8 protein-coding genes are annotated in these 8,629 nt (G+C 74.5%); 2 read left to right on the top strand and 6 right to left on the bottom strand.

What is annotated here, in order from left to right; genetic code table 11:
• Window positions 1-110: 110 nt before the first annotated feature.
• The 4 genes from ACFYOJ_RS10915 to ACFYOJ_RS10900 form a co-directional block, all read right to left on the bottom strand.
• A complete protein-coding gene (locus ACFYOJ_RS10915; RefSeq protein WP_356559089.1) occupies window positions 111-1,733 on the bottom strand; it encodes an MFS transporter in 1,623 nt (540 codons plus the stop codon).
• Window positions 1,734-2,113: 380 nt separating this feature from the next.
• A complete protein-coding gene (locus ACFYOJ_RS10910; RefSeq protein ID WP_356559091.1) occupies window positions 2,114-2,770 on the bottom strand; it encodes a helix-turn-helix domain-containing protein in 657 nt (218 codons plus the stop codon).
• A gap of 158 nt (window positions 2,771-2,928) precedes the next feature.
• Entirely contained in the window at window positions 2,929-3,390 is a 462-nt protein-coding gene (locus tag ACFYOJ_RS10905) for a VOC family protein (RefSeq protein ID WP_356559093.1), read from the bottom strand.
• Between the two features lie 58 nt (window positions 3,391-3,448).
• Window positions 3,449-4,765, bottom strand: a complete 1,317-nt coding sequence (locus ACFYOJ_RS10900) for an APC family permease (RefSeq protein WP_356559103.1) — start codon at window positions 4,763-4,765, stop codon at window positions 3,449-3,451.
• A gap of 266 nt (window positions 4,766-5,031) precedes the next feature.
• Here ACFYOJ_RS10900 and ACFYOJ_RS10895 point away from each other — a divergent pair, with 266 nt between their 5' ends.
• Both ACFYOJ_RS10895 and ACFYOJ_RS10890 read left to right on the top strand, forming a co-directional pair.
• Window positions 5,032-6,237: an FAD-dependent oxidoreductase gene (locus ACFYOJ_RS10895; protein WP_356559095.1), complete on the top strand. Its 1,206-nt coding sequence runs from the start codon at window positions 5,032-5,034 to the stop codon at window positions 6,235-6,237.
• On the top strand, window positions 6,234-7,187 hold the full coding sequence (locus ACFYOJ_RS10890; protein ID WP_356559097.1) for an RNA polymerase sigma-70 factor: 954 nt from the start codon (window positions 6,234-6,236) through the stop codon (window positions 7,185-7,187). Before ACFYOJ_RS10895 ends, ACFYOJ_RS10890 begins: the two co-directional genes overlap by 4 nt.
• 64 nt (window positions 7,188-7,251) lie before the next feature.
• Here the strand turns inward: ACFYOJ_RS10890 and ACFYOJ_RS10885 are convergent, their stop codons facing one another.
• Together ACFYOJ_RS10885 and ACFYOJ_RS10880 are read right to left on the bottom strand one after the other, a co-directional pair.
• Window positions 7,252-8,307 carry a medium chain dehydrogenase/reductase family protein gene (locus ACFYOJ_RS10885; RefSeq protein WP_356559099.1) on the bottom strand — a complete coding sequence of 352 codons (1,056 nt, stop codon included), beginning with the start codon at window positions 8,305-8,307 and terminating at the stop codon, window positions 7,252-7,254.
• 61 nt (window positions 8,308-8,368) lie between these two features.
• Window positions 8,369-8,512, bottom strand: coding sequence for a carotenoid oxygenase family protein (locus ACFYOJ_RS10880; protein ID WP_356559101.1), 144 nt, complete (start codon window positions 8,510-8,512; stop codon window positions 8,369-8,371).
• Window positions 8,513-8,629: the final 117 nt, after the last annotated feature.

Here is an 8,629-nt window from a genome sequence, read left to right as displayed (position 1 = left end):
ACCCCCACCCGCGGGCGGTTGGGGGGGGTGCTCCCCCCGGGGCGCCGGGCCGGGCCCCGCCCCCCCCCGACTCCTCGGCGCCCCCCCCGCGGCCCCCGAGGCCGTGCCGCTCAGCTCGCGGAGTCGCTGTACTCCACGTCCGCGTCCCGGGCCGGTGCCGGCCCGTCCCCGGGCCGGTGCTGCGCGGCGGCGCGGCGGCCGGGCAGGACGGCGAGGACGATCAGGGTGCCGGCGGCCATGATGATCCCGCCGATCATGCTGGTCTGCGCGACGCCGTGGGCGAAGGCCTCGTGGACGGCGTCGGCCAGGGCCTGGGCCTGCCGCGGTCCGGCCGACGGGGTCTTCGCGATCTGCTCGGCGACCGCGAGTCCGCCGCCGACGGAGTCCTGGGCGGTGTCGAGCGCGGCGGCCGGGAGCCGGTTGCCCACCAGGTCGCCCAGTTCGTCGCGGTAGGCGGTGCCGAGCAGGGAGCCGAGGACGGCGATGCCGAGCGAGCCGCCGAGCTCCAGCGCGGTGTCGTTGGCGCCGCCGCCGACGCCGAGTTCGCTCTCCGGGAAGGACCCCATGATGGTGTCGGTGGCCGGGGAGACGCTGAGGCCGATGGCGAGGCCGAGCAGCAGCATCGGGGCGAGGAAGTCGCCGTACGTCGAGTCCTTCTCGATCAGGACGAGCAGGAGGACGCCGGCGGTGCCGATCACCATGCCGGACCCGACCAGGGCCTTCACGCCCAGCTTCGGCGTCAGCCGCCCGGTGACGGCGGCGCCGACGAACACGGCCCCGGCCAGCGGCAGCAGCCGTACGCCGGTCTCCAGGGCGCCGTAGCCGAGGACGAACTGGAGGAACTGGGTGGAGTAGTAGATGGCGCCGTAGGTGCCGAAGAAGAAGAACAGCACGGCCAGCATCGAGCCGCTGAACGGCCGCTGCAGGAACCTGCGCACGTCCAGCATGGGGTGCGGGTGGCGCAGCTCCCAGGCGACGAAGGCCACAAGGCCGACGACGGCGACGACGGCCGCGGCGACGGGGCCCGCGCCCCAGCCGAAGTGCGGGCCCTCGATGGTCGCGTAGACCAGGCTGCCGACGGAGACGATGGAGAGCAGGCCGCCCACGTAGTCGATGCGGCCCATGCCGGCCGCCCGGGACGGCGGTACGAGGAGCAGCGCGCCGACGACGGCGAGGACCGCGATGGGGACGTTGACCAGGAAGGTCGAGCCCCAGGAGTGGTCGCCGAGCAGCCAGCCGGCGACCAGCGGGCCGACGGCGATGGCGAGTCCGGAGGTGGCGGTCCAGGCCGTGATGGCGCGGGCCCGCTCGCCCCTCGGGAACATCGCGACCAGCAGGGACAGCGTGGCCGGCATGACGACGGCGGCGCCGACGCCCATGATCGCCCGGGCCGCGATGACCAGGCCGGTCTCGTGGACCAGGCTGCCCATCACCGAGCCGCCGGCGAAGACGACCAGGCCGGCGATGAGGGCGCCGCGGCGGCTGTACTTGTCGCCGATCGCGCCCAGCACCAGCATCAGCGCGGCGTACGGGACGGTGTAGCCGTCGATGACCCACTGCAGGTCGCTGCTGCTCAGGCCCAGGTCGGTGGTCATGGCCGGGGCGGCCACGATCAGGGACGTGTTGGCCATGACGACGATCAGCAGGCTGAGACACAGCACGATCAGGGCCCACCAGCGCCGTGGGTACGGCCCGGTCATCTTCTCGACGGGTGTGGTGGCCAGTAGGGGCATGGGGGCTCCCGGGTACGAGGACGACTCTTAATTGCCCATCGGTGTGCAGACTGGCGTCAGGTTAGTTTCTTGCCCACTCATGTGCAAAACACGTCGTCGAGGTACCCGCGGGCCCCCTCCGTACGCACCCGGATCCCGCGAGCGGCGGGAGCGCGAGGGCGACCACGGGGGCGTAGAGCGACCACGGGGGGCATGGATCGGCACGGACGCGGCAAGGGCGGCGCACCCTTGCGGGCGGCGAGGGGAGGAGGGCCGGATGTCCGGCGGAGCAGCGCCGGACATCCGGCGCGTGCACGGCTCAGGGGCGACCGGTCCTCCGGCCGGGGACGCACCCCGGCACGGCCGGGGCCGGCAGGATCCGGCGCTGCCGGGGCCGGACGTCAGTCCTCGGCCGCGGGCCTCACGGGCACCGTCGGGGCCACGGCCTCGACCACGGCACGGGCCCGGTCGTACGGCATCCCGGCCGCGACCAGGACGGCGACGACGGCCCGGGTGCCGTCGTCCTCCAGCGCACCCGTGTTGACCTGCTCCAGCAGGGCGACGATCATCGCCTCCAGGCCGGTGCTCAGCACCGCGGGCGGCAGGTGGGTGGGGAACGTGCCGTCCCGCTGACCGCGCTCCAGGATGGCGGTCACCTCGGCGCGGGCCGGGGTGAGGATCTCCGCCACGCGGTCCGCGCCCAGGTCGTGCCGGGCCAGCGCCAGCAGCATCCGGTAGCGGTCACCGACGGGCCACATCAGCAGCATGAAGTACGCGAGTGCCCGCTCGGCCGGCTCGTCGGGTCCGGCCCCGCGGCCGGCCGAGGCCATCGTGGCGTGGATCACCTCGGAGGCCTCCTCCGCGAGCGCCTCCAGCAGCGCCGCGCGCCCCGGGAAGTGCCCGAAGAGCGTGCGCCGTACGACGCCTGCGGCCCGTGCCAGTTCCTCCAGCGTGGTGTCCGGGTTCCGCCCGAGCTCACGGCGCGCCGTCGCCAGGATGCGGGCCCGGTTGGAGCGCGCGTTGCGTCGCTGCGGCTCGCGGGCCACGGGCTTGGACACGGGGAACCTCGGCGGATCGGTGCGGTACGTGAACGGCGGGAGACGGCAGGGGACGGCGGGCGTCCATTCTGGCACGGAGGGCGGCCCCGGCCCCGTCCGGCCGGGGTGGGGGCCGGAGTCGGGCACGCCCGGCCGGAACCGCCCCCGGCCGGGGTGAATCAGTCCAGGCAGAACTCGTTGCCCTCGGGGTCGGTCATGACGATGAAGCCGGTGCTCATCGGCGGCTCGGGTTCGAAGCGGCGCACCCGCTTCGCCCCCAGGGCGACGAGCCGGTCGCACTCGGCCTCGAGCGCCGCCATCCGCTCTTCCCCCTGCAGTCCCGGGGCCGCCCGGACGTCGAGGTGGACGCGGTTCTTGCCGGCCTTCTCCTCCGGCACCCGCTGGAAGAACAGCCGGGGGCCGTGCCCCTCGGGGTCCTCGACGGCCGATCTGGTGTTGCGCTGCTCCTCGGGCACGCCGATGCGCTCGAGGAAGTCGTCCCACGCGGCCAGCGGGTCGGCGCCCTCGGGGAGGTCGACCCCGGGCGGGCCCGGGTGGACGTATCCCATCACCTCGCACCAGAAGAGCGACAGCGCCCGGGGGTCGTGGGCGTCGAAGGTGATCTGGATGTGGCGGCTCATCGGTTGCTCCGTCCTGTGGCGGTTGACGACCTCCGGGGCATCCTGACACCCCTCTAGGTCAGAAGCTGTCCTTTTTCACCGGCCGACCGGTCCCGCCGCCCCGCCCGGCCCCGTCCGCCCGCCCGGCCCGCCCCGAACGCCGTACGGCGGCGGCCGCCGCGAGCACCGCGCCGACGGCCACGACCGCCAGTCCGCGCAGCCACACCCCGGCCTCGATCTGCGTGGCCGGCACGGCGCAGGACGCGATGCCCAGCACCGGCAGCACGGTCGGGGCCCGGAAGTGGTCGGCGTCGCCCGGGTCGCGGCGCAGCACCAGCACCGCGGTGTTGACCATGAGGAAGACCACGAGCAGCAGCAGGACCAGGGTGGACGCGAGGGTGGCGACGGAGCCGGTGAGCGCGAGGAGCATCGCCGGCAGCGTGGTGGCCGCGATCGCCGCCCACGGCGTACGGCGGCCCGGCAGCACCTTGGTCAGCGCGGCGGGCAGCAGCCCGTCCCTGGCCATGCCGTAGGCGAGGCGGGAGGACATGATGCCGGTGAGCAGCGCGCCGTTGGCCACGGCGACGAGCGCGATCGCGCCGAACAGGCGGGTGGGCACCCCGCCCGCCTCCCGGACGACCTCCAGCAGCGGCCCGCTCGAGGAGGCCAGCCGGTCCGTCGGCACCGCCACCGACGCGGCGACGCCGACGAGCACGTACACGGCCCCCGCGGTGGCGAGGGCGCCGAACAGGGCGCGCGGGTAGGAGCGCCGGGGGTCGCGGGTCTCCTCGGCGACGTTCACCGAGGTCTCGAACCCGACGAAGGAGTAGTAGGCGAGCACCGAGCCGCTCAGCACGGCCGCCGCGGCGCCCTTCTCCGGGGTGCCCAGCCGGGTGAGACGCCCCACGTCGCCGTCGCCGCGCAGCAGCAGCCAGGCGCCGAGGGCGACGACGACGGCCAGGCCGCCGACCTCGACGACGGTGGCGACGACGTTGGCGCGGGTGGACTCCTTGATGCCGCGCGCGTTGACCAAGGCGAGCAGCGCGAGGAACACCACGGCGACGAGCGCCACGGGCAGCGTCACGAAGTCCGACAGGTAGTCGCCGCCGAAGCCGCGGGCGAGGGCCGCCACGGAGACGATGCCGGCGGCCAGCATGCAGAAGCCCGCGACGAATCCGGCGAACGGCCCGAAGGCGCGCGTCGCGTAGTGGGAGGCGCCGCCCGCCCTCGGGTACTTCGTCGCCAGCTCGGCGTAGGAGGCGGCGGTCAGCAGCGCCAGCAGCAGGGCGACGAGCAGCGGCACCCACACCGCTCCCCCGGCGTCGGCCGCGACCTGGCCGACCAGGACGTAGACGCCGGCGCCGAGCACGTCGCCCAGGATGAAGAAGTACAGCAGCGGTGTCGTCAGCGCCCGCTCGAGCGCCGTTCCCTCCCGGGCCCCCGCCTCCTCCCCCGCCCCCGTCACTGCCGCCACCTGCGTCGATCCGCTGTTCCCGACTCGTCTCGCCATACCGCCCCGTGTCCCCCGCCCCGCGCGAAGCACGCTCGGCCACCGGCCACCAGCGGCGCGTGACGCACGTCACAAAGCACCCGTGTCACGAACGGGAGGCCTGCTTCCATCCCCTGGTCGTCAGCAGCCGCAGGAAGAAGGAAGGCAGAACGATGAACGCAGCGAACGAGACCCGCACGACGGCCCCCCACCGTGTCCTGGTCCTCGGAGCCGGCTACGCGGGACTGTCCGCCGCGATCCAGCTCGCGGCCCGCGACGGGCGGCGTGAGGACGTGGAGGTGACCCTGGTGAACGGCTCGGACCGGTTCACCGAGCGGCTGCGGCTGCACATGGCCGCGACCGGACAGCCGCTCGCCGAGCTGGACATCCCGGAGCTGCTGGCCGGCACGGGGGCGCGGTTCGTACGCGGCTGGGTGACGGCGGTGGACGCGGAGGCGAGGACGGTGCGCGTGGACGACGACCGGGTGCTGGCCTACGACACGCTCGTGTACGGGCTCGGAGCCGTGGCCGACACCTCCGCGGTGCCGGGCGTCGCCGAGCACGCCTACACCCTGGACGGCGCCCAGGACGCGCAGGCGCTGGCCGACCGGCTGTCCCGGCTGGGCTCGGGCACCGTGGTGGTCGCCGGCAGCGGACTGACCGGTGTCGAGTCGGCGGCGGAGATCGCCGAGACGTACCCGGGGCTGGACGTCGTCCTGCTGGGCCGGGAGGAGCCCGGCGCCGCCATGACCCCGAAGGCCGGGGCGTATCTGCGCGCCGCGCTCGACCGGCTCAGCGTCCGGGTGCGCACCGGGGCGGAGGTGGTGAAGGTGCGGCCCGGCGCGGTCGACCTGGCGGGCGGGGAGAGCATCGCCGCCGACGCCGTCCTGTGGACCTGCGGGACCCGGGTGTCGCCGCTGGCGTCCGCCGCCGGCCTGGAGACCGACGAGCGCGGGCGCGTCGTCACCGACGCCGCGCTGCGGTCCGTGTCGCACCCCGAGGTGTACGCGGTCGGCGACGCGGCCGCGGTCCGCCAGAAGTACGGAGTCATGCACGGCACCTGCCAGAGCGGCATGCCGACCGGGGTGCACGCGGCGCTGTCCATCCGGCGCGTCCTGCGCGGGAAGCAGCCGAAGCCCTTCCGGTTCGGCTACTACCACACCCCGGTGAGCCTGGGCCGCAACGACGCGGTGGTGCAGTTCACACACCCCGACGACAGCCCTCGCCGCATTCACCTGACGGGGCGTACAGCAGTGCGATACAAGGAGACGGTGACCGCATCCCCCTGGCCGACCTGGGCCCGCATGAAGAAGATGCCCGCCTCGGGCGCGTTCTGGCCGCGCGGCGGCCGTTTCACCCGCATCCGGGAGGCGCGGTGACCCACACGCCCGCCACCGCCGGCACCGACGCCGACGGGCAGGTCTTCCACGAGTACCGTTCGCTGCTGTTCTCCGTGGCCTACCGCCTCCTCGGCAGTGCGGCCGACGCCGAGGACGCGGTGCAGGACGCCTGGATCAAGTGGTCGTCCGCCGACCGTTCCCAGGTGGCCGACCCCAAGGCGTACCTGACACGGATCGTGTCGAACCTCGCGCTGGAACGGCTCCGCTCCACCCGGCACAAGCGGGAGACGTACGTCGGCCCGTGGCTGCCCGAGCCCATCCTCACCACCGGTGACACCGCCGACGCGGTCACGGACGCCGAGTCCGTGTCGACGGCGATGCTGGTGGTGCTGGAGACGCTCAGTCCGCTGGAACGCGCGGTGTTCGTGCTGCGGGAGGTCTTCGCCTTCAGCCACGCCGAGATCGCGGAGGCGGTGGAGCGGTCGGAGTCGGCGGTGCGGCAGGCGGCGCACCGGGCCCGCGCGCACGTGCAGGCCCGGCGCCCGCGCTTCAGCACCGACCGGGCACACCAGCGGGCGGCCACCGAACGGTTCCTCGCCGCCGCGACCGGCGGCGACGTCAACGCCCTGATGGAGCTGCTCTCCCCCGACGTCACCCTGTGGACCGACGGCGGCGGCAAGGTCCGTCAGGCCCTGCGCCCGGTCGTGGGGGCGACGACGGTGGCCGGCTGGTTCGCGGCCATCAGCACCGTCACCTACCAGGGCGTCGAGCCCGGCGACATGCGCGCCGAACTCGCCCCGGTCAACGGCGGCGCGGGCATCGTCTTCCGCGGCGCGGGCCGGGTGATCGCCACCCTCACCTTCGACTTCGGCGCCGACGGCCGCATCACCGCCATCCACAACGTGGCCAACCCGGACAAGCTGCGCGCCGTCGCCGAGGGAACCCCGCACGACATCGGCACCGGGGGGCCGGGGCCGGCGGAGGGCTAGGGTCCGCGTGCCCCCGCGGGGCCGGGTGGCCGCCGGCCCCGCGGGGGCACGCCGCGCCGGGTGGCTACGGCACCAGGACGACCTTGCCGACCACGGTGCCGGACTCCGCGAGCCGTACCGCTTCCCCGGCCTCGGCGAGCGGGACGCGGGCGGCGACCTGGGGGACGAGGGCGCCGTCGGCGAGCAGGGCGAAGACCTGGCCCAGGTCCTCGTGGAGCCTGGCGCGGAAGGCGTCGAGCCTGCGCCGCCCGGCCCAGATGTTGTAGAAGTGGGCGCTCCTGCCACCAGGCAGCGCGTTCCACAGCGCCAGGCGGGCGAACAGCTTGAGGACCGGGGCCTTCGAGGAGCCCCGCACGTCGCGGGTCGAGGCGGTGCCGTAGGAGACGAGGGTGCCCCTGGCGGCGAGCAGGCGGTAGGAGGTGACGATGCCCTCGCCGCCGACGTGGTCGAAGACCGCGTCGTATCCCTGCGGGGCGTGTCCGCGCAGCCGGCCCTCCAGGTCGGGGTCCCGGTAGTCGACGGGGACGGCGCCCAGGGTCCGGACGGCGTCGTGATGCCTGGCGGAGGCGGTGCCGACGACCCGGGCGCCGGCGATGCGGGCGAGCTGGACGAGTGTCGAGCCGACGCCGCCGTTCGCGCCGTGCACGAGGACGGTGTGTCCGGGGCGGACCTTGGCGAGGCGGTGGAGCATCTGCCAGGCGGTGATGCCGTTGACCACGAAGGCCTCGGCGTCGGCGGAGTCGACCGGTTCGGGCACCTCGGTCAGGTCGCCGGCGTCGACGGTGACGTGGCTGGCCCAGGCCCCGGTCTTGGTCAGGACCGCGAAGCGCCGACCCAGCAGGCCGCCGGAGACGCCCTCCCCGACGTCGACGGCCCGTCCGACGAGGTCGTAGCCGGGGACGAAGGGGAAGGGCGGCTGGTCGTAGTACTTGCCGCGGCGCATCTGCTGTTCGGCGAAGGAGACGCCGGCGGCCTCCATCGCCAGTACGACCTGTCCGGGGCCGACCGGGCGGGCGGGCCGGGTGCGGACCTGGATGCCGTCCGGTTCGACGATGCCGGGCAGCACCGCTTCGGTGACGGTGGTGGTGGCGGCAGGGGTGCGGGGGCTGTGGTCGTTCATGGCAAGGCTCCTTGTCACGTGCGGGGGCGGTGGGTGCGGGGACGGGGTGCGGGCGGGGCCGTCAGAGAGCGGAGTCCGGGATCCACGAGCCGTGGATCATCGCGGGGACCCGCCGGGGGAGGTGGATGGTGGCGACCGGAGGCACGGTGAGGTCGGAGGCGTCGAGGACGAGCATCCGGGAGGCGTCTGCGTTCAGATCGCTCACGACGGTCAGGAGATAGCCCTCGTCCGTAAGTTGTTAGGCGGCCCGGGAGGGCCGGGTGTGGCTGATAGCTCTCTGCCAGTCGTGGCTCGCGAGGAGTGGCCGCCCGGCTCTCCGGGA

Origin of the sequence: Streptomyces sp. NPDC006384, assembly GCF_042870695.1 — a bacterium.
Lineage (GTDB): Bacteria > Actinomycetota > Actinomycetes > Streptomycetales > Streptomycetaceae > Streptomyces.
This window is presented reverse-complemented; position numbering and strand designations above follow the sequence as displayed.

Coding starts and splice junctions, on each gene's coding strand:
- ACFYOJ_RS10915 (WP_356559089.1), bottom strand. CDS start 1,733: ATGCCCCTACTGGCCACCACACCCGTCGAGAAGATGACCGGGCCGTAC.
- ACFYOJ_RS10905 (WP_356559093.1), bottom strand. CDS start 3,390: ATGAGCCGCCACATCCAGATCACCTTCGACGCCCACGACCCCCGGGCG.
- ACFYOJ_RS10895 (WP_356559095.1), top strand. CDS start 5,032: ATGAACGCAGCGAACGAGACCCGCACGACGGCCCCCCACCGTGTCCTG.
- ACFYOJ_RS10885 (WP_356559099.1), bottom strand. CDS start 8,307: ATGAACGACCACAGCCCCCGCACCCCTGCCGCCACCACCACCGTCACC.